We start from the raw sequence: 25,690 nt of genomic DNA on the forward strand, positions 1-25,690 counted from the left end.
AACACGAATCGTCACGGTAAGTCACGGCTCGTCGCTGGCGCATCGACGTCTCCAGATCTGCACCCGTCATGCCTTAACGCTCCGCAGTCTCAGGCTGGCGGAAGTTGCGCCGGTCACATTCAGCCGATCCATCCCTCGCCTATGCTTAACCCCCTGAAACAAGGGGGGCGTGGAGGAATTTAGAACGGGAAAAAGCTGATGCGTAACTGGCGCAGGAAGGGCGGCCAGGATGGCGGAGATAGCGGCGATTTCTCTGCTGTTGCGGCCAGCCTTGATATACCGATCCCGTTCACCATCGAGAAGCTGTGCGAGAACATTGCTTCAAGGCGCGGGCGGCCTATCCACATACACGCGATAGAGCACAAGGGAACGTCCAACAAGGTTCCTTGTGGCGCCTGGATCGCGTTGGAAAATGCGGATCACATCTTCGTTGAAAACGCGACCAGCCCGTTGCACCGATCGCACATCATTCTTCACGAGCTGTGTCACATGCTGCTCGGGCACTCGTGCCTGCCGACGGACGAGCACGAGACACCGGACGACACCGCTGGTCAGCGCCGAAGCCTCGCAGATGTCCTCTCGGTTGAAGAGTGGGCCGGATTCCCGATCAATCGAATCGTCAGCCTGCTCGGCCGCACGAGCTATACGCACGCAGACGAGAAGGAGGCCGAAGGGCTCGCCGGCGTGCTCGCCCGTCGGATCCGCCAATCGGAGGAAGCCGCCCGGCGGCCCGACGACCCCCTGTCGAGCCATCTCCTGAACGCCCTGACCGAGTAAACGAACATGACCGTAATCAATCTGAGCGTCTGCTTCGCCCTGTGGGCGATCACGATCTGGCGCGCCCCAGGAGCTTGGCGAAACAAGCAGAAGCGGTCCCTGTGGGCGGCCTTCTTCGTACTCGCCTTAGAGATGTGCTTCTCCACTGATAACGCTGCCCGGTGGCTGGATGCGACACTCGGGGTCAACAGCTTCTCCGCGTTGCTGAAGCACATGGCGGCGGTTACAGCGGCGGCTTTCGTGCTGGATTTCCTGGCCGCCGCATCGGCCAGCTCGCGACCGAGCACAACAGCAGACGGGTCACGACGACTGCTGCGTGCTGGCGTCGTCGTTCCGGCGATGACGCTCACGGTAATGGTCGTATTGTTCACGATCGCCGAGCGTCCGCACGAGGCCGTAGATCTGCTGACGGCCTATCCCGACGACTCGTTGGTCCTGGCCTACGTTCTCGTCTGGACGACGTACTTCGGGTGGGCCATGCTGACCGCCTCACGGCTCTCGTGGCTCTGGTCCCGCAGGCCAGGTCCGGCGCTGCTTCGCCGGGGGCTGGGACTCATCTGCCTCGGCACGAGCATCGGCATCTTCTACTCGGTACACCGAGCATCGATGCTGTTCTTCGCCCGGTTCGACGTCCAGCCCTTGTCTGCGGACACGGACACGGTGCTGAACGGCCTCTTGGCACTGGTTCCATTGCTTCTGATCTCCGTCGGGAGCACCATGCCGGCGTATCCGAAGGTCCGAGCCGCCCTACTTCACCACCGCTATCTGATCAAGCTGTACCCGCTGTGGGACCACCTCAGTGAGGCCGCCCCGCAGATCCGGTACGGGCACAGACGGCACCGGGTGCGCGACGCCATCGACGTCCGCGACACCCGCGACCGTTTGTACCGACGCACGATCGAGATCCGCGACGCCATGCTCATCCTGAATGGCAGCGCTCCCATGTCAGTCCGGCTCCGCGCGGCAGACCACGTCGAGGATGCTGGTCTCACGGGCTCTGCAGCCACTACGGCCGCCGACGCCTGCTGGCTACGGGCCTCCCGCGAGGCGCGCACTGCAGGACTCGCTCGGACAGCAAATCCCGAGGTGCCCGCCCAGGCCGGGCACGATCTCGACAGCGAGGCTCGACTGCTGCTTGATCTGTCTGACGCCTACTTCTCCGAGCTCGCCATCACGTTCGCCCGACAGCATGTCGAACGGCTCAGCAACTCCCGTTCCACCTTCTCAGGAGCTACCCCGTGACCTTCGCACCGCCCGCCCCGCCGGCCTTCTCGGACTGCACCCCGCCCCAGAAGACCGCCAAGGTCATCACGGATGTCCTCGCTCCGGCCAACCTCGTCATCGTTCTGCTCCTCCTCGTCGGCTGGCACAGCACGCACTCCTGGGCCGGACTCGGCTGGGGACTCCTCGCCGCCCTCTTCTGCGGCGTCATCCCCATCAGCATCGTCCTGCTCGGCGTCAAGCGCGGTGAACTCACCGACAAGCACATCCGGGTCCGGCGCCAGCGAGTCGTCCCGATGGCGCTCAGCCTCATCTCAGTGGCCGCCGGCATCACCCTGCTCTACGTCCTGGACGCTCCCGCCGACGTCTCCGCGCTCGTGGTCGCCATGCTCGTCGGCCTGGTCTCCTCGTTGCTGGTCACCATCGGCTGGCAGATCTCGATCCACAACTCCGTGGCGGGCGGCACCGTCATGATCCTTCTACTGGTCTTCGGCCCCTGGGCAATCCCCACCGCTCTCGGTGCCATCGCCATCGGATGGTCCCGGATCATCCTCAAGGCCCACACCATCCCGCAGATCCTTGCCGGAACAGCCCTGGGCGGCACCGCCGCCCTGACTTTCATCCTTCTGCGCTAGCGATTGCCAGCAGCCTCGCGAGCACTGTCGAAGAGTTCCGCCGGTGTAGGGTTTCTAGCTGCGCTGGTGCGGACTCCGCCGTGGTCGGAACGCATCGAAGTAGTCGGCTCACCCTTGGAGGACAGGTGCCAGCGATCCAGCGGATCACCGCCCGCAACGCCCGGTTCCAGTTGTGGGAGGCCACGCTCACCAACCGGAAGAAGCGGAACCAGCTGGGCGAGTTCCTGGTCCAGGGGGTTCGGCCGATCTCGCTGGCGGTGGAGTACGGCTGGCCGATCCACGCGCTGCTCTACGACGACCGGCGGAAGCTGTCGGCATGGGCGCAGGAGCTGCTCCGGACGACGCGGGCGGAGCGGATCGTGATGGCGCCGGAGCTGCTGGCGGAGCTGGGCGAGAAGGCCGAGGGTGCGCCCGAGGTGATCGCGGTAGTCGGCCTGCCGGCGGACGATCTTGGCCGGATCAAGGTCGGGCCGGACTTTCTCGGGGTCCTCTTCGACCGGCCGACCACGCCGGGCAACATCGGGAGCATCATCCGGTCGGCGGACGCCTTCGGCGCACACGGGATGATCGTCTCCGGCCACGCCGCCGACGTCTACGACCCGAAGGCCGTGCGGGCGACCACAGGCAGCCTGTTCTCGCTGCCGTCCGTCCGCGTGCCGGGGCCGAACGAGGTGATGGCCTGGGTGGAGCAGCAGCGTGCCGCCGGTCGCCCGCTGGTCCTTGTGGGCACGGACGAGAAGGGCGACGCCGATGTCTACGACTTCGATCTGACACAGCCGGTGCTGCTGCTGGTGGGCAATGAAACGACCGGGCTGTCCAGCGCGTGGCGGGAGCTGTGCGACTTCACGGTGAGCATCCCGATGACGGGGGCGGCCAGTTCGTTGAACGCTGCGAACGCCACGACCGCGGTCCTGTACGAGGCTGCCCGGCAGCGGATCGCGGCCGGGAAGCGCTCGCGCTGAACATCGGTCAGGTCCAGATGCCGCCCGCGGCGGCGCGGCGGTAGACCTCCTGGTACTTCGAGGCGATCACGTGGTGGCCCCAGTGCTCGATGGCGGTGAGGCGCAGGTACTCCGGGGCGGGGAGGTTGGCCAGGATCTTGGCGGCCTCTTCCTTGGTAGGCGTCTGCTCGACCGGTAAGACGGTGCCGATGTGCGGGGCGATCTCGGCAAGGCAGCCGTTGTCGCTGGCGATGACCGGGGTGCCGCTGACGGCGGCCTCGGCGACGACGGTGGCCCCGGGCTCGATCCACTCGCCTCCGAAGGGGCCGCCGAACGGCTGGGAGAGGACGAGCAGCGCGCGGGCGGCGGCGAGCAGTTCGGTGCGGTCGCTGCCTCCGACCTCGCCGACGTACTCGGTGGTGCCGGGGAAGTCGGAGAGGATGCCCTGCAGGTAGTCCGGCTCCCACGCGGGTCCGGCAAGTTTCAGCGGGAGGCCGGCGGCTTGGGCGAAGGCGGCGGCGTCCCTGGCGCCCTTGTGGACGGAGACGCGGCCGAGGAACAGCAGGAAGTCCTCCTTCTCCTCCCGGTAGGTGTAGCGGTCGGGGTTGACCGGCAGCCGGATGACCGGCGCGTCCGCGGACCCGGCGGCCCGACGCTGGGCGCGGGAGAGGTAGACGCCGTTCGCCGTGTGGGCGGGCACGCCGTTGAGGTGATGGGTGCGCACGGCGGGCCAGTCGGGTTCGGCGGGCAGCAGCTCGCCGTTGGTGTGGTCGTGCACCACGTCCGGGCCGAACGCGCGGAGCGCGGCCCGGGTGGTGTCGAAGGTGGTGGCGTCGGAGACGGTCAGGCCCGACCTGGCGGTGCTGCCGGGTGCTCCGACGAGGAGGATCTCGTGGCCGGCGGCCAGCAGGGCGTCGATGAGGGTGGCGACCACCCACTGGATGCCGCCGTAGCCCTGCGGCGGGACGGTGATCCACTGGCTGGTGTCCTGCCCGTACCGGTGGGGCGGGTTGAGCATGGCGATCTTCACGAGCGCCTCCGGGGCTGGTCGAGGAGTTCGCGGCCGATGCCAGCCAGCACCGCTGCGGTGTAGAGGACGGCGAGCGCGGCGGGGCGGAGTCCGGGTCCGCCGGAGCGGTTGCGCCCCCACTCCTTGTGCAGCCCGGCGCGGGCGGTGCGGCGGCGGACTTCGCTGCGGCCCTGCCAGTACGCGCGGCGAAGGAGATAACCCGGGTGGAGTCGGTGGGCGGGGATCAGGTGGCGGACCTGTGTGTCGTGGAGAACCGCGGTGGTCGCGCCGAGTTGGGCGAGGCGGCGCACCAGCGTGGTGTCCTCGGCGGAGGCCAGGTTGGTGCCGACCCGGCCCAGGCGGCTGTCGAAGTCGATGCCGAGCAGCCGGGCGTGGTCGCGGTCGAGGGCGAAGCACCCGCCCCAGATGCTGGCGGGCAGCTGCGGGTGGTGGGAGCCGAGGTAGTGCAGCTGCCCGGCGGTCAGCCACCACGGGGTGCGGCGGCCCTGGAGGTCGGCGGTGATCCGGGTGCCGGCCACGTGCGCGCCGCCGGTCAGGGCGGTGCGCAGGTTCTCGACGGCGTCGGTGGTGGGGACGATGTCGTCGTCCACGAACACGACGTACCGGGTGGGGGCTTCCTTCAACGCGAGGTTGCGGCTGTAGGACAGGCCGATCGTGGCCCCGTTGAACAGGACGGTGCGCCGATCGGCGGGCTCGGCGAGCCGCCGCTGGGTGGCGGCGCCCGCGGCGGTGTCCACGACGACCACGAGGTGGTCGGCCGGGCCGAGGACGCCGGAGAGCCGGTCGAGCGCAGTCAGGAGCAGGGCCGGCCGATTGCTGCACACCGCGACGGTGAGGGTGGTGGTCACCGGAGCACCTCCGTGTGGCGCCGGGCCGGGGCGCGGTCGGTGAGCTGTTCGGCCAGCTCGGCGAGGTCGCGGGCGTGGAGGCTGTGGTCGGCGGCGGGGTGCCGGCGGACCTCCAGGCGTTCGGCCCGCACCTCCCGGTACACGGCGACCAGGTCCGGGTCGGTGCCGGGTGGGGCGCTCCAGCCGGTGGGCGGGGTGACGAGCGCGGCGTGGGCGCCGAGGCGCTGGGCGGGGGCGGCGTCGTGGTCGGGCCGGTCGCCGACCATCAGGGTGGTGGCGGGGTTCCATCCGAGCTGCTCGATGGCCCAGCCGAGCAGGCCGGGGTCGGGCTTGGCGATGCCCCCGGTGGTGTCGAGGGCGATGAGGGCCAGGTGCTCGGTGGCTCCGCTGGCGCGCAGGACCTCCTCGCACTCCGGGGGTTGGTTGGCGACCACGCACACCGGCCGGTGCTGGGCGAGGGTGGCGAGCGCGGAGACGGCGCCGGGGACCAGCTGCGCGAGGTCGGCCCAGCGGCGGCGGACGTCGGTCCAGGCGTGCGCGCCGGCCGGGCTGTAGAGGCCGGGGCTGGCGGTGGCACTGGCCCGCTGGAGGTAGAAGCGGCGCATCTCGGCGGTGAAGCGCTCGATCGTCAGGGTCGGGTCGGCTTCGCCGGCCCGCTCCAGGACGCCTTGGAGCCAGGCGAGTTCGAAGGGTTCGTCGTAGTAGAGAACGCCGCCGACGTCGGTGGCGATGGTCGCGATGGCCGGGGCGCTGGTCGTGGGGGGCTTGGTCACGGGGTGTCCGTCCGGGAGGTGGCGGTGGTGTACCACTCGGGCTGGGTGTCGGAGCCGGTTTCGAGGGTGAGCGTGCTGCGCGGGGTGACGGGGCCGTGGGCCTTGGCCCAGGCCGCGGTGGCGGCGAGGCCGTCGGCCAGCGGGGTGTCCTCCCAGTTGCCGAGCAGCATCCGGGCGAGTTCGCTGCTGGTGTAGGCGGCGTGGACTTCCTCGCGGGTGGCGAGGTGGCGGATCGGGTGATCGGGGACGCCCATCGCCTCCCGGACCGCCTGGGCCATCTCCAGGACGGTGCACGGCTGCTGGCTGCCGACGTTGATCACCCGGTTCCAGTGCCGGGAGTTGTCGGCGGCGTCGAGGAAGCACCCGACGATGTCGTGGACGTAGGTGAAGGAGCGGCGCTGGCTGCCGTCGCCGTACACGGTGATCGGCTCGCCGCGCATGATCTGGTTGAGGAAGATCGCCACGGCGTTGCGCAGGGGGTCGCCCATGTTCTGCCGCTCGCCGTAGACGTTGTGCATCCGCAGCGCGGTGAACGGCAGACCCTGCATCTGCGCGGTGATGGCGAGTTCGCGTTCGATGGTGAGCTTGGCGTTGCCGTAGCTGTCGACCGGCTGCGGGTGGTCGTCCTCGCACATCGGGACGCGACCGGTGCCGTAGACGGCGACGGAGGAGGCGTAGGAGAAGTACCGGACGCGGCTGCGCAGGGCGGCGTTGATCATGTGGGCGCTGCCGAGGACGTTGACCTCGTAGTTGTGGGCCTTGACGGCGTGGCTGATGCCCTCGGCGGCGAACGCGGCCAGGTGGAAGACGCTGTCGAAGGCGTGGGAGTCGAACAGGTCGTCCACGGTGGCGCGGTCGGCGATGGAGCCGACCACCATCTGCGCGCCGTTGGGGACGTTCTCCTTCTTGCCGCCGTCGAGGTTGTCCAGGACGACGACCTCGTGTCCGGCGGCGAGAAGGCGGTCGGCGAGGTGGGAGCCGATGAATCCGGCTCCGCCGGTCACCAGGTGAAGGGCCATGCTGCTTCTCCGATCAGGTTGGGTGTTTCAGGAGTTGAGGAGGGCGCGCACCCGGGCGATGTCCTCGGTGGCGAGCGCGACGGCGTTGGGGAGCCGGGTGGCGAGGTGGTCGCGGAGCTTGTCGGCATCGAGGTGGGCGAGGTGTCCGGCTGCGGCCGGGTCGCTGGTGAACACGGCGATGTCGTGGTGGACGTCGCCGGCCGGGACGCCGGGGCCGTAGGTGTCGGCGAGGACGCCGTGGAACTTCGGGGAGTGGCCGAGGGCGACGGCGGGGGTTCCGCTGGACAGGGCACCGATCGAGGCGTGCAGTCGCTCGGAGACGACCAGTTCCGCGCCGCCGAGGACTGCCTTGTAGTCGGCGGCCCCGGTGCCGGCGGCGTCCAGCACGTGCACCGGCACGTCGGGCAGGCGGGCCGCGATCTGCCGGGCCAGGAGGCGGTCGTCGTTGTGCTCGCGGGAGTCGTGGCAGTGCGGGACGAGGACCAGCGGCTGGCGGCGGACGCGCCACAGGGTGTCAGTGAGGCGGGTGAGCGCGTCCAGGTGCTGGGCGTCGGTGATCGGGCTGTAGCGGGTGACGCCCCGGCTCGGGGCCAGGCACACGTACTCCTGGGCGGCGTCGAGGCCGGCGTCGGTGAGCAGGTGCGCGGTGCGGTCGGTGCTGGACGGCCGGAGGAGGAAGGCGGGGTCGGCGGAGAGCAGCACCTGGTCGGCGGGTAAGGCGAGTTCACCGACGAGGTAGGCCAGGGTGGTGGTCTCGCGGACGGTCAGCAGGTCGAGGCGGCCGGCGGTGGCGGTGAACGCGGCCTGCTCGGCCGGGTCGGTGAACGGGCCCACCGACTGGCCGACCATCGCGGTGGGGACGCCGAGATTCTGGGCCCGGTCGAGCACCGCGAGGTAGGAGGTGGAGACGCCGTAGTCGGAGGTGTGCAGGTCGCCCCCGGTGGCCAGGACCAGGTCCGCGTTCCTGAGGAGGCGGGAGGCGCGTTCGCGGCGGTGCTGCTCGGTCTCGACCGGCCGCTGCGTGGCCCAGGAACGGGAGACGACGAACGGGTCCGCGGTGCAGCTGGCACCGCTTCCGGCGAGCGCTGCGGTGTCCAGGTCGGGGGTCTGGGTGAGGACGGTGACCGTGGTGTCCGCCGTGGTGGTCAGCGCGGTGGCCAGCGAGCGGACGAGAGCCTCGACCCCTCGACTCTCGCAGCTGGTGACGCCGGTGATCAGGATGTTGGGCACAGGAGTCTCCCGGGCTAGTGGGTGAAGGCGAGGAGATCGCCCAGGACACGCCGGTAGTTGAAGCTGCGGCGGAGTACGTCCTGGACGCGGCCGAGCTGCTGGCGGTTGGCGGGGCCGTCGCGCAGGAGCCGCGCGAGGTCCTCGGCCGGGTCGCCGCCGAGCAGGAACGGGGCGATCTCCTCGCCGTAGAGGGCGGTGGTGTAGGCGAGTTCGGGCGGCAGGACGGGCATGGTGCCGGCCGCGACGGTCTCGAACATGCGCGGGGTGAGCAGGTGCTGGTGGGCGAGCAGGGGGCGGGCCAGGACCGGAGTGATCTCGGCCTTCGCCATCTGGGTGAGGACCTGGCCGAACGGGACGGGGCCGGTGACCTTGACGCCGCGCTCGGCCAGCCAGCCGGGCCGGTTGGCGGTAGCGGTGAGGTGCTCGGGGTGGGGGTCGCCGCTCCACCAGCGGCCGGCCACCCGCAGGCGGGTCAGCGGCGGCCGGGCCGATCGGGCAGCCTCGACCAGGTCGGCGAGTGCGTCCCAGCGCCACCAGTTCGCGCCGACGTACTGGAGGTCGTAGGTCGCGGCCGGTGCCCGATCCGGCCTGTGCACCGGCTTGGGCATCCCGAAGTACGGGAAGAACTGCGTGCCGTCGGGGAGTTTGCCGAGGCGCGGCTGGAGGATGATGTCGCTCAGCTGCCGGTACAGCTGCTGCCACTGCTGGTGGCCGTACGGTCCGGCGGAGTCGTCGGCGCCGAGTACGGTGTGCTCGCCCCAGTGGGCATCCGGGTCCAGGACGATCCGGCGGCTCCGCGGGAAGCGCTCGCACAGCTCCAGCCGCCGCTCGTCCAGGAACTGCCGGCCCTCGAAGACCAGGACCAGGTGCGTGCCCCAGGCGAGGTCGTCGACGACCGGCAGCAGGCCGGGGACCTGGTCGTCCAGGCGGCACAGCGGCCCGGCGAGGGCGACTTCGCAGTCCAACGCCGGGGCGGCGCGCACGTACTCGGCGACCATGTGCGCCGATCCGGCCTGCCAGTGGAAGTCCCCGGCGAACAGCACCCTGGTCACCGCGCACCCCCGGTACCGCGCAGGAGGCTGCGGTGGGCGCGGCGGCGACGGGCGACGGTCGGGGCAAGTCGCAGCAGCCACCAGGCGGCGGTGGCCGTCTCCGCCCACCCGCGGACCACAGTGGTGTTCCCGCCGACCGAGCGGCCGGCCAGGTCCTGGCGCAGCCACCGCCCGGCCAGGGAGAGGATCGCGGGCCACGTCCAGGTGACGTCGGTGAGCAGGAAGTAGTACCGGTTGCGGCGCATCTGCACCCGCCGGTAGGTGCTCGCGCCGGTTCCGCCGCCGCCGTAGTGCTGGATGCCCAGGTCCAGGTTGAGGGCGACCCGCCAGCCCGCCCAGCGGGTCCGGCGGCACAGGTCGGTCTCCTCGTAGTAGGTGTGGAAGACCCGGTCGAACAGGCCGAGGGCGCGCAGGACCTCGGCCCGCACGAAGAAGGCGGCGCCCTGGACGTAGGCGTGCTCCAGGGTGGCAGGGGCGCGGCCGTGGACGGGGCCGGCCGGGGAGGGCCGGTTCGGGCGGTCGCCCACGAAGCCGTCGGCCTCGCCCAGCTTCAGCGCGAGGCGCGACCACTCGTTGTGCTCGTCCAGGGCGACGGCGTCGCCGTCGCCGGAGGTGTAGGTGTACTGCATGGGGCCGCAGATGCCGTAGGTGGGCCACTGCTCCATGAAGTCGGTCAGCTGGTGGACGAGGTCGGCAGGGGTGCGGGTGTCGGGGTTGACGAGGAACACGTAGTCGGCGCCGTCGGCCAGGGCGGCGCGCATGCCGACGTTGTTGGCGCGGGCGAAGCCGAGGTTGGCCTCGTTCTCGATGATCCGCACCGTGGGGAAGTCGTTGCGGACCAGCGCGGTGCTGCCGTCGGTGGAGGCGTTGTCGACGTACCAGACGGTGAGGTCGAGGTCGGGGGTGTTGCTGGCGAGGAGGGTGGACAGGCAGGCGGTCAGCCAGCGCGCTTCGTTGGTGCCGACCGTGACGGTGGCGACCTTCGGGCGGCGGGGCGCGGGTGCGGTGCTGGTCACGGTGCCTCCGTGGGTGCGGGGACGAATTCGATGACGAGGCTGCGGCGGGCGCGCGCGGTGGGGTTGGGGCGCGATGCGTGGACGGTCCGCACGTCGTGCACGGCCACGTCGCCGGCCTTCGCGCCGACCGTCAGGACGGGCCCGGCGGCTCGGACCTGCTCCACGTCGGCGTCGTCGGCCAGCAGGTGGCTGCCGGGGACGAACTCCAGGGCTCCGTTGGAGGCGTCGGAGTCGTCCAGGAACAGGCTCAGGTTGATGGCGCGGCCGGGTTCGGCGTCGGTGCGGTCGCGGTGCCAGGGGACGGCTGCGGCCACCTGCGGCATCTTGACGATCATGGCGATGACCCGGGCTCGCGCCGGGCCGCCCAGGATGGTCTCGGCGAGGTGGTGCAGCGGACCGGTGGCGAACAGCCCGGCCGCGAGCGGGGCGCCCGGCTGCTGCTCAAGGTTGTGGACGCGGTAGAGCACCGGGGTGCTTTCGCCCTCGCGGGTGAAGTGCCAGAAGTCGTCGCTGCGGTGGCCGTCCTCGAAGGCGGCCACCAGGGCGTCGGCCTCGGTACGCAGTCGCTCCAGCAGCGGATCGGTGACCACGGCCGGGATGACCGTGTACCCGTCCGCCCAGAGCTGGCCGAGGGCGTCGGCGGTCGGCGCGGTCACCGGGTGGCTCCGGCGGCGAGCTGCTCGGTGAACCAGGCGACGGTGGCGGCCAGGCCGTCCTCGATCGCCGTCCGCGGCTCCCACCCGAACATCTCGCGGGCCAGGGTGGTGTCGGGCCTGCGGCGGACCGGGTCGTCCTCGGGCAGGGCGGTGAACTCGACCTCCGCGGCGGAGCCGGTGAGGTCGAGGACCAGGTGGGCGAGGGCCAGCACCGTGCGCTCGTCCTCCGTGCCCAAGTTGACCGGGCCCGGGTGGTCGCTCGCGGCGACCGTCAGCAGCCCGGCCACCGTGTCCTCCACGTAGCACAGCGATCGGCTCTGGTGGCCGTCCCCGGCGACCTGGAGAGGCTGGCCGGCCAGCGCCCGGGTGACGAAGGCCGGCACCGCACGGCCGTCGTCGGTGCGCATCCGCGGACCGAAGGTGTTAAAGATCCGCACGATCGCGGTGTTGGTGCCGAACTCCCGGCGGTACGCGGCGGTGGCGGCCTCCGCGAAGCGCTTGGCCTCGTCGTAGACGCTGCGCGGGCCGATCGGGTTGACGTTGCCCCAGTACGCCTCGGTCTGCGGGTGCTGGTGCGGGTCGCCGTACACCTCGGAGGTGGAGGCCAGGACGAACCGGGCCCCGCGCGCCTTCGCCAGCTCCAGCGCGTTCAGCGTGCCGATGGAGCCGACCGACAGCGTCGGGATCGGGTGGCGCAGGTAGTCCGCCGGGGAGGCCGGGGAGGCGAGATGGAACACCACCTCCACGTCACCCGCGACGGCGAGCTTGTCGTTGACGTCCTGCTCGACCAGCTCGAAGTGCTCGGCGTCGAGCAGGTGCGCGATGTTGTCGCGGCTGCCGGTCAGGAAGTTGTCCACGCAGACCACGGCGGCGCCGTCGCGGATCAGCGCGTCACACAGGTGGGAGCCGATGAAACCGGCTCCGCCGGTCACGACAGCGGTCCTTCGGGGCATGGGGCTCCTCCAGGCTCGGGCACGCCCGACCCGCCCGGCGGCACGAGGGCACGTCGGACTGGAGCGGCGTACGCGGTGAAACGGGTGCGGGCGCGGCTGGCTTGTCACGCCCCGGTGATCAGTGCGAGTGGTCCGTCCGTCGGTGGACGTCATCTCGTCGTGCGGCCGGGTCAGCGTCAGGTCCCTGATGTGGTCCCCGGCCGGCCCCCCGGGGTGCCCAGCCGCAGTTCAGCCAGCCGGGCACCCGTCGGGGGGAGCACTAGCTAACCCCCGATCAACTGCTGGTGAACAGAGCGGGTTTGTCGTCTTCCTGTCGTCTTCTGACCTCAGCCGCCCCGGATGTACCATCAGCGCACAGTGGTGGACCGACTACGGTCCGGTGAACACCTCGGGGGTTGGGAATGGGCCGGTCGACCGGCTTACGCGCACCGGTTCGGCTGGTTCACCCGCTGAGCGTGGTGCGGGAGGAAAAGGGCTGGACCTACCAGGACGTCGTCGACATCGTCGCCAAACCCACCCGCCGGTCGGCCGACCGGCGCAAGGCGTGGAAGTGGGAGCACTGGGGCGTCGAACCGGACGCGGAGAGCCAAGCAGCCCTCGCCGCCGAACTCGGCGTTCCGATGAGGGAAGTGCACCGGCTCGGCTGGCCCGGCTGGCTGCCGGACGGCGGTCCGGTCCGCACCGGTTTCCCCTGGACCCGTGCGGGGACGCTCCAGTCGTTGGACGACACCCTGGAGCACGCCATGCTCGACCGACGCGGATTCATGAAGCTCGGCGGCGAGGCCCTGACCGCGCTCGCCGGCCAGTGGCTCACCCGAGCCCCCGAGCCGGTGGCCGCAGCGCTCGCCGGAGGCCGCATCGACACCCAGCTAGTCGCGGACCTGGAGGACGGCCTTCCCCGGCTCCGACGCCTGGAGGCCCGTCTCGGCGGACCGTGCGCCCGCCAGCTCCTGGACGCCGAACTCGACACGGTCACCGGCATCCTCAAGGAGGCGTCCTACTCCGACAAGGTCGGCCAGCGACTGCTCCGCCTCGGCGCCGAGCTCGCCCGCCTCGCCGGGTGGTCCTCCTTCGACGCCGGCCTCCACGCCGCAGCACAGCGGTACTGGGCCAGCGGCCTGCGCGCCGCTCACGCCGCCACCGACCGCGCGCTGGGCGCCAACATCATCAAGTCGCTCAGCCTCCAGTGCTACGACCACGGCCTGTTCGCTGACTCGCTCTCGCTCGCGGAAGCCGCCGTCGAGGGCGCAGGCAAGGTGACCCCCCGGACCCTGGCCATGCTGCTGCTACGGCAGGCCCGCGCGGCAGCGGCCTGCGGAGACCCCGCCGAGTGCGACCGCCTGCTGTCCGCAGCCGAGACGCAGATGGCCCGCGCCGACAGCAGCGACGAAGATCCCGACTGGACCAGCTACTTCGACGTCGCCGAGTTCCACGCCCAGACCGCCACTTGCCACGCCGACCTCCGCCGACCGCGACTCGCCCAGCAGCACTACGGCACCGCCTTGGGCCTCATGCCAGCCGCCAAGCGCCGCGACCTGGCCACTTACACCATCCAGAACGCCCGGACGCACACCGTGCTCGGCGACGCCGACCACGCCGTCCACCTCCTGGAGAAGGCCATCCCGATGATCACCGCTGCACCATCACACCGGAACGCCGCCCGCGCTGTCGCCGCACGCGCCGAACTCCCGTTCACCGCCAAGGACCCGAAAGTCCAGCGCCTCGATCAACTGCTCGCCACACTGGTCGCATGACCACACAACCCGTCTCCCGCGTCGCCCTCGTCTCCGGCGGAAACCGCGGTCTCGGCCTCGCCATCGCCACCCGCCTCGCCGAACAGGGCATGCAGGTCGTCCTCGGCGTACGTGACCGTCTCGCCGGCCGGGAGGCGGCGGAAGCTCTCGGCCGCAAGGGTCTGTTCGTCCATTCCCACGACCTCGACGTCACCGACCCGGCCAGCGTCGCCCGCTGCATCGCCGACGTCGCCGCGCCGCTCGGACGCCTGGACGTCTTGGTCAACAACGCCGCTGTCGCCGTCGACCGCGGCCAAGCCGCTGCCGCGCCGGACTTCGAGCGAGTCCGGGCCACCCTGGACACAAACCTCCTCGGTGCCTGGCGGCTCGCCGCCGCAGCAGCTCAGGAGATGCGGAAGAACGGCTACGGCCGCATCGTCAACATCACCAGCCACCTCGGCTCACAGAGCAACATGGGCACCGGGAACGTGAGTTATCGGATTTCCAAGGCCGGCCTCAACGCCCTCACCCAGATCCTCGCCGCCGAACTCGACGGCACCGGCATCCTCGTCAACGCCGCATCCCCCGGCCGCATGGCAACCCGCATGGCCTACGGCGAGACCGACCGCACCCCCGAAGACGCCGCCGACACACCGGTGTGGCTCGCCACCCTCCCCGACGACGGCCCCACCGGTGGACTCTTCTACGAGCGCAAGCCTCTCGACTGGTGAGCGGCGCCCGCCAACTCCTCTCGGCCGCCGGAGTCACACCCGCGTAACCCCAGAAGCCGTTCGCCCTGCCGGCCCGCGTCACCCAGCCTTCCTCATCTGACGGTCGATCGGCTGGGCAAGGGAGTGAGGCCGCGCTTCGCGGGCTCCAGATAACTATTCCCGACCATGTGGAGGTTGTTCCGATGCCCGAGAAGGTCTGCAAGGAGAAGGTGCTCGTCTACGTCGTGCGCGACGGGCGGCTGCTGGTGTTCCGGCACACCGACTACTCCTATGAGGAGGTCGGCATCCAGGTCCCGGCCGGCAGCATCCGCCCTGGGGAGACTCCGGAGGCCGCCGCGCTGCGGGAGGCCCGGGAGGAGACCGGCCTGTCCGACTTCAAGATCGTGCGCAAGCTCGGTGAGACCGAGTACGACATCAGCCCGTACCGGTTCGAGATCCAGCACCGGCACGTCTTCCACCTGGAGCTCACCGAGCCCACCCCGGAGCGGTGGTCCTCCCAGGAGGATCACGACGGCGAGCAGGAACCGACCCACTTCGAGTGCTTCTGGATTCCGCTGGAGGCCGCGCACATTCTCCAGTCCGGCCAAGGCGCCCTGCTGGGACGCCTGTCCGACTGATCCCGACCGGCCGCGGCAGCCACGAGGGGAAGCCGCTCGTCTGGTGACACACTCGGACGGCCGTCACGAATCCTGAAGCGCATGGATCAGCTGCTCGGCCTCGGCGTGGGCCGGTGCCATCCGGGGGTCGTCCGAGTCGGCGTGCGGCCCTGCGATCTTCGCCAGCACGAACAGGCGCATCACCATGCCATCCCAGCTCTCAAGGTCCGCCCGACGCTCGTGGCGTACGCGGTCCGCGAGCGCCGGGACGGCGAGGGAGGCGGCATACAGCGACGCCGAGTCGAGTCCTCGTGGGGCCATTCCCCAGTCTTCCCAGTCGAACATGCAGAACTCGCCAGGGCCGGTGACGTTCGCCCAGTTCAGGTCGGCGTGAGCAGGACACCACTGGTCCACCCGAGTTTCGTGCACTCCGGGGAAGGCCGCCTTGATCGTGTCGTCGACCAGCTGCTGCGTGATCCGTTCCGTATCCGGGGCCGCCAACCGAGCCGTTCGGTGAACGGCCAGCGCTTCCAGCGAGGCGTTCAGCGAGCGCCACCAATCGTCCGGCAGCTCCGGGTCGACGGTCACCACCGCGGCCCCGACCGGGATCTCGAGCAGCAGCGAGGACTCGTCCACGTGCCAGATCGCCCCGTCGTCCGGGTCCTGCCACGTCGCCGACCCGTACCAACGTGGCATCGCCACGCCGGCCAATACCGCTGCAGCTTCGAATCCGTCCCAGCCCTGTTCCCGTGCCCGCGCCCAGGGGCGGCGTTCGACCCGGATCCAGCTGCCGCGGTCGGTGCCGGCTCCGACCGTCCGGCGCTTCCGCACCACGCTGCGCCGGTCCAACCTAGTACCGAGGCGCTGCTCCACCTGGTCCAGGATTTGATCTATGGGATCCTGCCGAAGGTCCAAGGCTCACCCGGTTACTTCGGGTGCGGCGTCCTGCGGAGGAGTGACTCCGGTCAGTTCGCGGGCGCGGTCGGCGAGCGGGCCAGCGAGAAGCGGATACCAACCTCGGGCCACGGCCTGGAGCATCTCGGCGAGGGCCGTTAGCTCGCCGATGCGCCCGGCCGGGGTGGCGAGAACGGCGGCGAAGTCCTGCCGGATTCGGGCGGCAACGGCTGGAACGCGAAGGCTGTTGGCGTGGAGCATTCCGGCGTCGAAGCCGATCGGAACCAGGCCCCAGCGCTCCCAGTCGAGGATGGTCAGGGTGGGACCGTTGAGGTTGGCCCAGTGGAAGTCGCCGTGGCCAGTGACCCGCTCGACTGTCCGAGGGGCCGGGACACCGAGGTACTGGGGGAACGCGCGCTCGATCCATGCGTCACGGACGGTGGTCCGCATGCCCTGGGCGGTGGCCAGGCTCTCGACCGCGCTCCGGAGGCTGCGCCACCAGGAGTCGGGCAGGCCGGGATCAGTGGCCAGGTCGGGATGGTCGGAAACCACCGGGTCAGTGACGTAGTCGAGGAGGTCGGCCTGGTACCCGTGCCCGCCTCCCGTCCAGTCGAGTACACCGCGGAGCCGGGGTCGGGGCACGTCCTCGGGAACGAGGGCATCAGCGCCAGTAATGCCGTGGCCTCGCTTACGAGTGCTGCTCGGGGAGGTGGAAGCGACCCGCAACCAGAGCGTGCCGGCGCGGCGTCCGATCGTGCTGCCTGCGAAGCCCCAGGCGGGGCGTCCGGTACAGGTCACTCCCAGGTGCGCGGCTGCGGTGGCGTGCGCGTCTTCCATGCGGGTGCGTGTGGGTTCGTCAGGTAACTGCATGGATCGTGCTCCTGAGCCTTGCCAGATGCTCGCGGAGGGGCTTCTCCAGGTCGAGGTGGTCTCCGCGGGTGGTGGACTGTAGCAATTCGGTGATCACCACGAGCTGAGCGAAACGGCCACTTTCCGAGTCCAGCGTGCGGCTGAAGCGGTGACGGATCTCGGCGGCCGTTTCAGGTACCAGCAGGCTGTAGGCGTGGAGGAGGGCGATGTCGTAGCCGGCGGGCGCGATACCCCAGCCTTCCCAGTCGAGGATCGCGAGCTTGGGGGAGGTGAGATTGGCCCAGTGCAGATCGCCGTGGGCGGTGCTCCAGGCCGGAACGCTGGTGTCGACCGGGAATCCGAGGAACTGCGGCATCGCCCGGTCCAGGTAGTGCTGGCGAACCGCGACGCGGTCGGTCGGGACCTCGGAGATGGCGTCGAGCGCTGCCCCGAGTTCCTCCCACCATGCGTCGCCCAGATCGGGGGCCTTCCGCAGCACCGGCTCGGACGGCGCGATGACCGGGGCGTCGACACGTTCGTACAGCTCGGCGAGGTAGCCGTGGCTGCTGTCCGTCCAGGTCCGCCGCTCGCGCAGCCGAGGGCGAGGAACCGCCGAAGGCATGCTCCGCTCTGCCTCCAGCGGCCCCTCCCAGAGCTTGCCTCCGGCCTTGCCCTCCGGGGCCGCCACCAGACGCAGCCAAGCGTCGCCGGCTGCGGAGGTCACCGGACGGCTGAGAGTGCGGCCTTGCCAGCCCCACGTCTCGTGGCCCTCAGCCGGTTCCACGTTCAGCATCGCGGCAGCAGCCGCATGCATCTCGCGCATCCGGTCGGCGATGGTGGGCTCAGGTTCCGAGTACATCGACGACCCTTCGCAGAACGTCTGGCGGCAGCGGCGGCCTGCCGACGGCGGCGGCGGCCTGTGCCCAGTGTTCCGTGTTGTTGGTCGACAGCAGTACTCGGTTCACTCCTGGGGCGGACGCGGCGACTGCCAGCGCGGCCTGGGCCGCGCCGGCTCCGGGCCAGATCAGGGCGGCCAGTTCTGAGTGGATCATGTCCGGGACCTCGCCGCCGTGGAGCGGAGCGGAGGCGAATACCTGGATTCCCGCCTCCTGGGCGTCGACCAAGACCCCGTACCCGTCGAGTGCTTGCGCGATAGGCGCGAGGTGGACCACCGACACGGGCAGTTGCACCGCTCGAAAGCGGTGCTGCCGGCCGCCGACCCTGGTGGCGGTTTCGAGCAGCGTCGGCAGGTCGAAGGTCTTCCTGGCGAACCCCGTCCACGTGGAGATCCCGTAGCCAGGGATGCCGTGCCGATCGCATGCTGCCTCAAGGGTGGCGAACGCCTGGTAGAGCCGATCGCCGAGATCCGTATCAACGAGGCCGTGCTCGGGATTGTGGAGGAAGACCAGGTCGGGAGCGCGCCCGAGCGCGTGCCGGCTACGGGCGACCTGCCAAGCAATGTAGGCCGAGGAGAGAGAGTGCCCGCGCTCGGCTTCTTCGGCGGACAGGGCCCCCGCGCGAACGCCGTCGTGCATGGCGCCCGCCGGGATGTAGCCGACCTTCGTGGAGACCTTGAGGGCTGGCAGCTCCGAGAGGGCGGTGGAGAGCAGCGTCTCCGCAAGGCCACCCGCGTAGTTCGGGGCGGTGTCCACCCAGGCTGCGCCCTGTGCCACAGCCATCCGTACGGCAGCCGGAACGTCGCGGCACCGATAGGTTCCGAGCGCCAGTTCGGCAGTCATGCACTCCCGCCGATCACTGCGGCTTGGCCGTCGACGAGCTCGGCCACGACGCTGGCGGCCTGCTCGATGCTGATCTCTGCGGCCTGGGCGAGATCGCCGAGCCTGTGCCGAGAACGGTCGGCGAGCAGCTCGAGCATCGGCTGGGCTCGCGACGAGAAGGTCCATTCCTCGCCGCCTGCGGTCAGCCGCGTTCCTCCGTCGGGCGCGGTGGACAGTACGTGGCGCGTGGTCACCAGGTGCACGAGGAGATCCGGGTCCGCAGGCACAACAGCGACGTGCGGCAGCGACGGCGCGAGCCTCGCACGCTCGTTGGCGTCGCGCGCCTCGGTGAACCGCGCGAGCAGATCGTCGCTCGCCAGCTCCGCCGCGATGAGCTTGCCGATGCTGCCGAGGAACGCACGCTGCTCGTCGGGCGTGCCGAAGCGCGGCACGTCCGCCCGGACCGCTTCGTCGGCCCGAAGGATCTCTGACAGCCAGGAGATCAGGTCAGCGCCCGTGGTGCTCTGAAGTCCGCAGGTGACGTGGAGTGAGTGCTGGCCTTCCGAGGCTGCGACTGCGTGCCACCAGCCTCGGGGCAGGTACAGCACGTCGCCGGCGGTGAGCACCAGGTCCGCAATCGGTTCCTCTTCCGGCGGTTGCGGGACGTCGACATCCCGGTGCATCGGTGCGGCCCTGGTCGGCCCATAGATGCGCCAGCGCTTGGCACCGTCGAGCTGGACGACCACGACGTCGTGGTCGTCCCAGTGAACTCCGAACCCCTCGGTGCCGGTCCAGGACGCATACAGATTGGTCTGAACGCCCGTGCGCAACCACTCTTCGAGCTGGCCGGCCAGAAAACCTACACCCGGGTGCAACTCATCGACGGCGTCGAGAACGAGCGTGGCCCCCTCCGCGAGTCGCTTGTGCAGTTCGGTCGGCTGCAGCTGATGCCAGACGGTGCTGCGGCGGGTGACGATAGGGCGAGAGTAGGTGTGGACGGGCAACTGCTCACCGTTGGCTGCGAGCCGGAAGCGCGGAGCTTCCAGGCGGTGGTGGGTCAGGATGCCGTTGAGGTCGTCCCAGCTCATCAGCCCTGCGAATGACGCGGCGTCGCCGCGTACGACCTTGAAGCTGCGGCCGAGCGTCTGGGCGAGGAAGTGTTCCCCGCCCAGACGCTCCGCCACCGAGAAGAGGTCGGTGGCCATGGTCAGCGGTCAGTCGTTGGTGTCGGTACGGCCGGTGGAGCCGCCGTCGGAGGGCTGCTCGTCGCGCGAGCGCGCCGCGGCGACCTTCGTCCGGGAGACGAGCAGGCCGTCGTCCTCAACGGCCTTCGTGGTGTTCTCCATGTGTTTGCCCTCTCATCCTCGCTACGCCGGGCTTTCCGGCAAGCACCAGAGAACCGCTGCGCGCCGCGCACGAACAGAGCAGAATTGGTGCACTGATGGGGCGTCCGTGCGGCAAACGTGCCGCTGACAAGGCAACTTGACGGATGAGAATACCGCGCGTCGAGGGGTGGGCGATGGTGGTGCGGCGTGAGCGGTTCATCGCGCTTCGCGTGAACTCGGGCTTCACGCAAGAGTCCTTGGCGGAGGCCATGGGCGTCGATCGCTCGACCGTTGGCCGGTGGGAGCGGGGCGGAACCACCCCCCAGCCGTGGCAAATGGCGAAACTGTGCCGGCTGCTAAGGGTCGAGCGGGACGAACTCTCCACTGCCCTGCGGGCCTCGCCGGTCACTCCATCGGCTGGCGTGGCTGCGGGTTTGAGCAGCCAAGCCGACCGGAATCAGCGCCCCAAAGGCGACACGCTGCCCCCCGGATCGGCCGGTGCGACGGTCGGGGACGCCACGATGCCCCGTATGGACGGAGGGGTTCGGGTCGGCTGCCGAACCGCCGACGGGAGGATCATCTTCGTCACCATGCCGCGTCAGGCCCTGGCGCAGGGCGTTTCCGCCATCTCCGGAGTAACCCGCCTATCTGGGCTCGCAGTACCCGAGGTCCAGGCGCAGCCGCCGACACCCACGCTGGAGCTGCACCCCGTCGAGAGTCTGCGCTCGCTCCGTAGGTCCCTAGTCGAGTGCGACAACGTCCTCGGGCCGCGCGAGGTCGTCGCCACGGCGCAGGAACACATCCAGCTCATTCAGCAGCTCCGGCGAGACGCCGCCGGCCATGACAGGCAGGCTCTGCTTCAGGTCCTCGCGGAGTACGCGGAGTTCTGCAGTTGGCTGCATCACGATGGGGGCGACCACCGCGCCGCCCAGTACTGGGCCGACCGGGCAACGGACTGGGCGAGCGCCTGCGGCGACCACGACCTGACCGCCTACATCACCGCCAGGAAGGCTCAGCTGGCGGGCGACATGAAGGAGTCGGTCGACGCCGTCGATCTCGCCGACTATGCCCAGCGCCTCGCCCGGCCCGGCAGTCGGCTGAGCGCCATGGGCGCGGTCTATGGCGCACACGGGCATGCGCTTCTCGGCGACGAGCTCACCGCTCAGCACACCTTCGACCGCGCTCTCGCGCTGGTCGCCGAACCTTCCGAGGCACCGATCGGTCGCGGCAGATGGCTCGATGTCGCGTACGTGGAAGCCCAGCGTGCCCGATCGCTGTCGCTGCTAGGGCGCCATCACGAGGCGGTTGCAGGCTTCGAGCAAGCGCTCCGCTCCCTGCCACCCAACTTCCGCCGCGACCGCGGTGTCTACCTCGCCCGCTCTGCCATCTCCCAGGTCGTCGCCAGCAGCCCCGAACAGGCAGCCGCGACCGGCGAGGCGGCGCTCGCCGTCGCTGTCACCACCGGTTCCGCAAGGATCTTCACCGAACTGGCCACCCTCGACGGCCTCCTGCAACGATGCCGGGGCGCCACTGAAGTCGACCGGTTCCGCGATGCCCTCGACAGCCATCTACTCCATGAAGTCTGATCACCAAATGCGCCCTGCGCCACCGAGAGAACGGACCATTATGTCCACCCGCCCCTTCGTCTTGCTTAGCGTCGCGACCTCCGTCGATGGTCACATCGACGACGCCACGCCTGACCGTCTCCTGCTGTCGAACCCGGCCGACTTCGACCGCGTCGACCAGGTCCGGGCCGACTCCGACGCCATCCTCATCGGCGGCAACACCCTGCGCAGCGACAACCCCCGGCTGCTCGTGAACAGCGAGCAGCGCCGCGCCGCCCGCGTCGCCGCCGGCAAGCCCGAGTACCCGCTCAAGGTGACGATCAGCGCCAGCGGCGACCTGAGCCGCGACCTCAAGTTCTGGCACTTCGGTGGCGAGAAGGTCGTTTACACCACCGACTCCGCCGCTGCCAAGCTCCGCGAAGAACTCGACGGCCTGGCCGATGTCGTCAGCACCGGTGACAGCGTCGATTTCGGAGCGCTGCTCGACGACCTCGCTACCCGCGGCGTCGAACGCCTCATGGTCGAGGGCGGCGGCCAGATCCACACCCAGTTCCTCTCCCAGGGCCTGGCCGACGAGATCCAGCTTGCCGTCGCGCCGCTCGTCGTCGGCGATGCTGCCGCACCTCGCTTCCTCCACCCCGCGAACTACCCCGGTGGAAGCACCCGCCGAATGCGCCTGCTCGGTACGGAGGCAGTCGGCGATGTGGTCCTCCTGCGCTACGCACCCAAGGAGGAGTCGGCCTGAGTAGGCCGGGCCGGTGGTCAGCCGCAGCATTTGCTACCACCGGCCCGCCGGGTTTGATCACCTCGACGCGCGCGCAGTCACCGCGCGCTGTTCATCTGCGTTCTGCTCGACGCTTGGCGAGAGCCGGAATCGCAGCGATCTTCTCCTCCGGGAGGTCCTCCCACCGGATGTGGGCGGCAGTGCGCGGCCCGGGGCATGCGATCACCTCTTCGGGTGTCACGATCAGGTCGACTCTGACGTCGTGAGCCTGCGTCGGCACCACGTCTACCACCTGGAGGCGGTGCACTGTGGTGACGATCACCGTCGTCTCCGTGATCAGCCCGGCCTCGGTCAGGAGGGCAGCCTCGATGTCCGAGTATCCGGCGCCCTTGCCGATCCGGGCTCCGGTCAGGTCAACAGCCACACTCCCCAGAACCACGACGTCGACCGGTGCCAGCTCGTCGACGTCCACGGGGCTGGTGAGCGTCGGCACCTTGCTCCGGTCCGCGGCCACGGCGGGGGGAACACTGAGGCGCGCGGGGTCCAGGACATAGAACGGCGCCTCTGCCGCCAGTCGGGGAACGGCCATGTAGACCACCTTCCGCTGTTCCAAGGCGAGGGCACGGACAGGCTCCTGTGCCGTATCCGGCACCACCTTGATGATCTTGGCTGAGCGCCAGGCAGGCAGGTCGGCGAGGCGACGGGCTGCCGCCTCGGCGCCGTGAAAGGCCGGGATCCTGCCGTGCGCTGTGTCGTCCTCGACCGCCGACGCGGCGTCCAGTGCCGCCCAGACGCGCTCGCGCAGTTCGGCCTTGTCTTGCTCCCGGCTCAACGTCACGGGTGCATCGTCTCCTTCGGTCAGGGCGCCGCCATCAGGGACAGCAGCCGGTCCTGGAGGTCCAGGACCTGGACCTCCCGTCGCCAGGGTTTCAGCTCCCGGGCAGCTGCGAACACCAGGTTCATTCCTCCGCCGCCCCGGGTCTGTTCGAGTTCGTCAACGGCTTGGTCCAGAACTTCGAGAGCGCCGTCGACCTGCCGCTGCCGGATGAGGGAGAGGGCCAGGTTTCCCAGCACGATCGTCCGTGACTTCTGCCGATGACCCAGGCTCCTGGCGACGGCCTCCAGCTCGCCCTGTGCGCGGCGGAGCTGGCCGAGTTCGAGGTAGCACGAACCGGCGAGGCGACCGACCTGGTCCGGCGAGACGAGGTCGGTGGCGGGATCAGCGTCGAGGTGCGCCAGGTTGTCTTGGGCGAGACCGATGCTCCGCTCGCATTCAGCTCGGTCGCCCAGCATGGCGTGTGCCTCGCCGGCATGCAGGAGTGCCAGGCTCGCCAGTGCCGGGCTGACCGGTGCTGCTCGTCTCGCTGCCGCCTCGGCGAGCGCGAGACCGGTCGAGGCGTCCTTGGTGCCGTACAGGTCGACAAAGCTCGACCGTAGGAGAGCATGGCTCTCCAGAGCTGGGTCCTGCAAGCGTCGGGCAATCGCGGCGGCCTGGGAGTAGTACTTCCGGGCGCCGCCGTGGTCGCGTCGCTGCGAGGCGTCCCACACAAGCTTCCCCATCAGGGTGCTCGTCTCGGCCTGGAGCGTCAGCACGTCCCGCTGCTGGGGGCCGGCTCGGAACTGACGTGCCAGGTGATCAAGACGGGCGAAGTGCTGACCGGCCTCGGCGAGCAGGGTGGACGAGGGGACTCGGTCGTACCGCCGCTCAAGGTCCAAGTACACGATGCGCAGTTCATCGGGCGACGACCCATTGAGGGTGCTGGCCTGAGTCTCCGGCCGACGGTCGTACAGTCGCCCGTCGAAAAGCGCTTCGAGCTCCGCGGCACTGCGTCCGACCGTCCTGGCGAGCAGCGGAATCTGCCAGGGTTGCGGAGTCGACTTGCCGGCTTCCCACCGGTGCACGGTCGAGCGGTCGACGCCGAGCCGCTCAGCCAGCTTGTCCTGGGTGAAGCCCGCCGCCCGACGCCACTGCGCAAGCAGCCCGGCCCGCTTCATCGTGCTCCCCTGAACTTTGAGTTCCAGAAAGGCCGCAGCTCACGGCCCAAGTTCCCGCATGGATGCCACCGGGTGCAACAAATCTGCCCTGTTGTGGCGCTGTTGTCTGCTGTTCCGTATGACCTGCACGCAACATTGCCATCCCGGCTCGCCCCCGGCCGACGGACAGGGGTCGAACGAACACGCCCGCACCTCGCTCTCCTTCGACGGCACTGATAACCGCAGTGTCCGGGCTAGAGGGAAGCCAAGCCACCAACCTGAGTTCCGCATACCGCTGAGGCATGTCCGTGCCCGTAGAGACGGACACGGCGCTGGCCATCACGTCAGCATCCGTGATCCGCAACGGAGAGCTGCCACTGGATAGATCACGAAGGGGGAAGAGGTCATGGCATCGGCACCCACTGCTGGTTCGGATCAGCTCGTGCAGCACCCCGCTGGGCACGACGGAGAACTGCGAGCTGCGGTCGAGGAGCTGCGCCACGGCCGGTGGTATTCGGCAAGGGCCCTTCTCGCCCACTCCTGGGGTGACCCAGGAGTGTGGGCGACTCGAACACAGGTCCTCGGCGCGGTGGCTGGCCACAACGACGTCCTGCGCCACTGGGGCGCCGAGGAACCCACCGCGTTCGGCCTGACGACGCTGCATACTCGCGTGGCCGTCGATAAGGCTCTGCTGGCCGGCCAACGGCAGCCGGACTCGCGCGACGCCGTGACGCTCGAAGGCGGTGCCCGGCAGTGGTGCTGGCTGGCGGCTTCGGTGCTCGGGGGCGATCCCGTGCCGTGGCTCGGACTGCTCACCCTCGCGCAGCTCGACCTTGGACAGGCGCGGCTCGAACACAGGGTTCCGGCTCCGGACAAGATGCTCCCGCCCGGTCCATGGGGGCTGTTCGACCAGGCCCGCCGGACCGACCCGTGGGGCCGGGAAGCGTTCCACCGGATGCTCCGCTTCTGGCTGGCCCGTAACGAAGTAGGACCGGCGACCGAGTTCCTCGCCACCTACCTGCCCAGCGCACCAGGCGGTTCCGCCCTCCACGCGCTACCGCTGTACCTGTACGTCGACCGCTACCGCCGCGCCGAGCGCAAGGAGGCCGTCCAGATGCAGTGGACGGACGACGAGACGGTCCGCGACACGGTGCTACGTGCCTTCGGCCACTGGCAGGCCGCCCGCGAACGGGGCACTCGGTGGCCGGTTACGGATGAGAGCCACCTCGCCCATGCGCTCTGGGCCAGTCGCCAACGCCGGGAGGCCGCCGAGGTCTTCGCCGCGATGGCTCCGTTCATCTCCGTGCAGCCCTGGCAGAACCTGGCGGACCGACCCAGCGAGCTGCTGCGGCAGGCAATGGCCCAGTCCTACGCCGCCGCCGGCTGACCGCCGCCGACCAGTCTTCCGCCCGGCGCAGTGCCGGGCCAAC

27 protein-coding genes are annotated in these 25,690 nt (G+C 70.0%); 10 read left to right on the forward strand and 17 right to left on the reverse strand.

What is annotated here, in order from left to right; genetic code table 11:
- The first annotated feature begins 198 nt into the window (after positions 1–198).
- The 4 genes from PUR71_RS29140 (at position 199) to PUR71_RS29155 (ending at position 3,595) form a co-directional block, all read left to right on the forward strand.
- A complete protein-coding gene (locus PUR71_RS29140) occupies positions 199–777 on the forward strand; it encodes a hypothetical protein (protein WP_329930134.1) in 579 nt (192 codons plus the stop codon).
- A 6-nt stretch (positions 778–783) separates the two neighbouring features.
- Positions 784–2,019, forward strand: a complete 1,236-nt coding sequence (locus PUR71_RS29145) for an MAB_1171c family putative transporter (protein WP_329930135.1) — start codon at positions 784–786, stop codon at positions 2,017–2,019.
- Positions 2,016–2,633: a hypothetical protein gene (locus tag PUR71_RS29150; protein ID WP_329930136.1), complete on the forward strand. Its 618-nt coding sequence runs from the start codon at positions 2,016–2,018 to the stop codon at positions 2,631–2,633. The genes PUR71_RS29145 and PUR71_RS29150 overlap by 4 nt, the downstream gene beginning before the upstream one ends.
- 125 nt (positions 2,634–2,758) lie before the next feature.
- Positions 2,759–3,595 (forward strand): RNA methyltransferase, encoded by an 837-nt coding sequence (locus tag PUR71_RS29155; protein WP_329930137.1) that lies wholly within the window; start codon positions 2,759–2,761, stop codon positions 3,593–3,595.
- Between the two features lie 7 nt (positions 3,596–3,602).
- On the opposite strand, the gene PUR71_RS29160 is transcribed toward PUR71_RS29155, so the two are convergent.
- The 9 genes from PUR71_RS29160 to PUR71_RS29200 are packed head-to-tail and all read right to left on the reverse strand — an operon-like array spanning position 3,603 to position 12,130.
- Positions 3,603–4,604 (reverse strand): glycosyltransferase, encoded by a 1,002-nt coding sequence (locus PUR71_RS29160; protein WP_329930138.1) that lies wholly within the window; start codon positions 4,602–4,604, stop codon positions 3,603–3,605.
- Positions 4,601–5,452, reverse strand: a complete 852-nt coding sequence (locus PUR71_RS29165; protein WP_329930139.1) for a glycosyltransferase family 2 protein — start codon at positions 5,450–5,452, stop codon at positions 4,601–4,603. Before PUR71_RS29165 ends, PUR71_RS29160 begins: the two co-directional genes overlap by 4 nt.
- Positions 5,449–6,225: an HAD family hydrolase gene (locus PUR71_RS29170; protein WP_329930140.1), complete on the reverse strand. Its 777-nt coding sequence runs from the start codon at positions 6,223–6,225 to the stop codon at positions 5,449–5,451. The genes PUR71_RS29165 and PUR71_RS29170 overlap by 4 nt, the downstream gene beginning before the upstream one ends.
- Positions 6,222–7,244, reverse strand: a complete 1,023-nt coding sequence (locus PUR71_RS29175; RefSeq protein ID WP_329930141.1) for an NAD-dependent epimerase/dehydratase family protein — start codon at positions 7,242–7,244, stop codon at positions 6,222–6,224. Before PUR71_RS29175 ends, PUR71_RS29170 begins: the two co-directional genes overlap by 4 nt.
- 27 nt (positions 7,245–7,271) lie before the next feature.
- Positions 7,272–8,474 (reverse strand): polysaccharide pyruvyl transferase family protein, encoded by a 1,203-nt coding sequence (locus tag PUR71_RS29180; RefSeq protein ID WP_329930142.1) that lies wholly within the window; start codon positions 8,472–8,474, stop codon positions 7,272–7,274.
- Between the two features lie 14 nt (positions 8,475–8,488).
- Positions 8,489–9,526 carry a glycosyltransferase family protein gene (locus PUR71_RS29185; RefSeq protein WP_329930143.1) on the reverse strand — a complete coding sequence of 346 codons (1,038 nt, stop codon included), beginning with the start codon at positions 9,524–9,526 and terminating at the stop codon, positions 8,489–8,491.
- Positions 9,523–10,542, reverse strand: a complete 1,020-nt coding sequence (locus tag PUR71_RS29190) for a glycosyltransferase family 2 protein (RefSeq protein ID WP_329930144.1) — start codon at positions 10,540–10,542, stop codon at positions 9,523–9,525. The genes PUR71_RS29185 and PUR71_RS29190 overlap by 4 nt, the downstream gene beginning before the upstream one ends.
- Complete coding sequence (locus PUR71_RS29195) at positions 10,539–11,198, reverse strand: phytanoyl-CoA dioxygenase family protein (RefSeq protein WP_329930145.1); 660 nt, start codon at positions 11,196–11,198, stop codon at positions 10,539–10,541. The genes PUR71_RS29190 and PUR71_RS29195 overlap by 4 nt, the downstream gene beginning before the upstream one ends.
- Entirely contained in the window at positions 11,195–12,130 is a 936-nt protein-coding gene (locus PUR71_RS29200) for an NAD-dependent epimerase/dehydratase family protein (RefSeq protein ID WP_329930146.1), read from the reverse strand. The genes PUR71_RS29195 and PUR71_RS29200 overlap by 4 nt, the downstream gene beginning before the upstream one ends.
- A gap of 476 nt (positions 12,131–12,606) precedes the next feature.
- On the opposite strand from PUR71_RS29200, the gene PUR71_RS29205 reads away from it, so the two are divergent.
- The 3 genes from PUR71_RS29205 to PUR71_RS29215 all read left to right on the forward strand — a co-directional run bounded on the left by PUR71_RS29205 (position 12,607) and on the right by PUR71_RS29215 (position 15,232).
- Entirely contained in the window at positions 12,607–13,905 is a 1,299-nt protein-coding gene (locus tag PUR71_RS29205; protein WP_329930147.1) for a hypothetical protein, read from the forward strand.
- On the forward strand, positions 13,902–14,615 hold the full coding sequence (locus PUR71_RS29210; protein WP_329930148.1) for an SDR family NAD(P)-dependent oxidoreductase: 714 nt from the start codon (positions 13,902–13,904) through the stop codon (positions 14,613–14,615). The genes PUR71_RS29205 and PUR71_RS29210 overlap by 4 nt, the downstream gene beginning before the upstream one ends.
- Positions 14,616–14,797: 182 nt before the next feature.
- Positions 14,798–15,232, forward strand: coding sequence for an NUDIX hydrolase (locus PUR71_RS29215; protein WP_329930149.1), 435 nt, complete (start codon positions 14,798–14,800; stop codon positions 15,230–15,232).
- Positions 15,233–15,295: 63 nt separating this feature from the next.
- Here PUR71_RS29215 and PUR71_RS29220 read toward each other — a convergent pair whose 3' ends face one another.
- From PUR71_RS29220 to PUR71_RS29245, 6 genes are read right to left on the reverse strand one after another with little or no spacing between them, the layout of a single operon-like run.
- Positions 15,296–16,084 (reverse strand): hypothetical protein, encoded by a 789-nt coding sequence (locus tag PUR71_RS29220; protein WP_443077607.1) that lies wholly within the window; start codon positions 16,082–16,084, stop codon positions 15,296–15,298.
- Positions 16,085–16,129: 45 nt separating this feature from the next.
- Positions 16,130–16,975, reverse strand: a complete 846-nt coding sequence (locus PUR71_RS29225; protein WP_329930151.1) for a hypothetical protein — start codon at positions 16,973–16,975, stop codon at positions 16,130–16,132.
- The gene (locus PUR71_RS29230; protein ID WP_329930152.1) at positions 16,962–17,813 is read right to left on the reverse strand and encodes a hypothetical protein; all 852 of its coding nucleotides are present in this window, start codon (positions 17,811–17,813) and stop codon (positions 16,962–16,964) included. Before PUR71_RS29230 ends, PUR71_RS29225 begins: the two co-directional genes overlap by 14 nt.
- Positions 17,797–18,693: an aldo/keto reductase gene (locus PUR71_RS29235; RefSeq protein ID WP_329930153.1), complete on the reverse strand. Its 897-nt coding sequence runs from the start codon at positions 18,691–18,693 to the stop codon at positions 17,797–17,799. Before PUR71_RS29235 ends, PUR71_RS29230 begins: the two co-directional genes overlap by 17 nt.
- Positions 18,690–19,877, reverse strand: a complete 1,188-nt coding sequence (locus tag PUR71_RS29240; RefSeq protein WP_329930154.1) for a cupin domain-containing protein — start codon at positions 19,875–19,877, stop codon at positions 18,690–18,692. The genes PUR71_RS29235 and PUR71_RS29240 overlap by 4 nt, the downstream gene beginning before the upstream one ends.
- A gap of 9 nt (positions 19,878–19,886) precedes the next feature.
- Positions 19,887–20,018, reverse strand: a complete 132-nt coding sequence (locus PUR71_RS29245; RefSeq protein ID WP_329930155.1) for a hypothetical protein — start codon at positions 20,016–20,018, stop codon at positions 19,887–19,889.
- Positions 20,019–20,191: 173 nt separating this feature from the next.
- On the opposite strand from PUR71_RS29245, the gene PUR71_RS29250 reads away from it, so the two are divergent.
- Both PUR71_RS29250 and PUR71_RS29255 read left to right on the forward strand, forming a co-directional pair.
- Positions 20,192–21,583, forward strand: a complete 1,392-nt coding sequence (locus tag PUR71_RS29250; protein ID WP_329930156.1) for a helix-turn-helix transcriptional regulator — start codon at positions 20,192–20,194, stop codon at positions 21,581–21,583.
- Positions 21,584–21,623: 40 nt separating this feature from the next.
- Complete coding sequence (locus PUR71_RS29255) at positions 21,624–22,307, forward strand: RibD family protein (RefSeq protein WP_329930157.1); 684 nt, start codon at positions 21,624–21,626, stop codon at positions 22,305–22,307.
- A 91-nt stretch (positions 22,308–22,398) separates the two neighbouring features.
- Here PUR71_RS29255 and PUR71_RS29260 read toward each other — a convergent pair whose 3' ends face one another.
- Complete coding sequence (locus PUR71_RS29260; protein ID WP_329930158.1) at positions 22,399–23,124, reverse strand: 5-formyltetrahydrofolate cyclo-ligase; 726 nt, start codon at positions 23,122–23,124, stop codon at positions 22,399–22,401.
- A 20-nt stretch (positions 23,125–23,144) separates the two neighbouring features.
- A complete protein-coding gene (locus PUR71_RS29265) occupies positions 23,145–24,281 on the reverse strand; it encodes a helix-turn-helix transcriptional regulator (RefSeq protein WP_329930159.1) in 1,137 nt (378 codons plus the stop codon).
- Positions 24,282–24,849: 568 nt separating this feature from the next.
- On the opposite strand from PUR71_RS29265, the gene PUR71_RS29270 reads away from it, so the two are divergent.
- Entirely contained in the window at positions 24,850–25,647 is a 798-nt protein-coding gene (locus PUR71_RS29270; protein WP_329930160.1) for a hypothetical protein, read from the forward strand.
- Positions 25,648–25,690: the final 43 nt, after the last annotated feature.

The sequence above is a fragment of the Streptomyces sp. SP17BM10 genome (genome assembly GCF_036322405.1).
In the GTDB taxonomy this organism is placed as follows: domain Bacteria; phylum Actinomycetota; class Actinomycetes; order Streptomycetales; family Streptomycetaceae; genus Kitasatospora.